At 42.9% G+C, this 827-nt stretch carries 1 protein-coding gene and 1 pseudogene; one reads left to right on the forward strand and one right to left on the reverse strand.

Features of this window, described 5'->3' with window-relative positions:
- Nucleotides 1–319: TetR/AcrR family transcriptional regulator (locus GRP75_RS28170; protein WP_160791024.1), on the reverse strand; the 319-nt coding region annotated here is incomplete at its 3' end.
- 195 nt (nucleotides 320–514) lie between these two features.
- Between GRP75_RS28170 and GRP75_RS28175 the strand changes: the two are divergent.
- Nucleotides 515–827 (forward strand): annotated as a pseudogene (locus GRP75_RS28175) (MFS transporter); the annotation flags it as partial.

An 827-nucleotide genomic window follows, 5' to 3' on the forward strand; every position in this document is an offset into this window, starting at 1 on the left:
TACAAAAGCATCCCCTATTAGGCCCATCCTCGTACTCTTCTGCTACGATTCCTCCAAAAAAATTGTAAAACGCTTCTTTTACAGAAGAATTGCTTTGTAGTCTAGAGCGTACATAAGCAGCGTGGGATTGCGTATATTTGCGCAGCGCGGCTTCGAATAATTGCTTCTTGTCTCCAAAAGCAGCGTTAATGCTAGGGCGCTGAATTCCCATTTTGGAGGTTAAATCGCTTAAAGATGTAGCCTCGAATCCTTTTTCCCAAAAAATTTGCATCGCTGCATTCAACGCTTGATCTTCATCAAATTCCCGTGGTCGAACCATAAGCAGCTCCTTCTTTTCATATCGTTCAGTATATTAAGATTGTATGATCAGGAAAAGAAACTGTCAAATATGTACATGATAAAATCTTGACATTTTATATATGCACGAGTTATATTGACCTAAATTCATTACATACCAATCGGTATATTATACTCAACGGTATGTAAATTACAGAAAGCGACGTGGTATGTGAAAATGAAGACGTCAGAAGAAAAAGCGGTACTCCTCCCTCATCAAAAGGTAGCAAATGCTGCCGAAACAGCCCCCATTCCCTCCTTGTCCCGATCTGTGGCACTCTTGTTTGCCATAGCCTGCGGGCTGGCTGTCGCTAACATTTACTATGCACAGCCATTGCTGGATGCGCTGGCAAACGAATTTGGCATTACGCACTCATCGGTAGGCATGGTCATTACCATCACGCAAATTTGTTATGCGTTGGGATTATTGCTGCTCGTCCCGCTTGGCGATCTTTTGAATCGACGACGACTGATTACAGGGCAAATGCTGC

This window comes from Paenibacillus sp. OT2-17 (assembly GCF_009827695.1).
Lineage (GTDB): Bacteria > Bacillota > Bacilli > Paenibacillales > Paenibacillaceae > Paenibacillus > Paenibacillus polymyxa_B.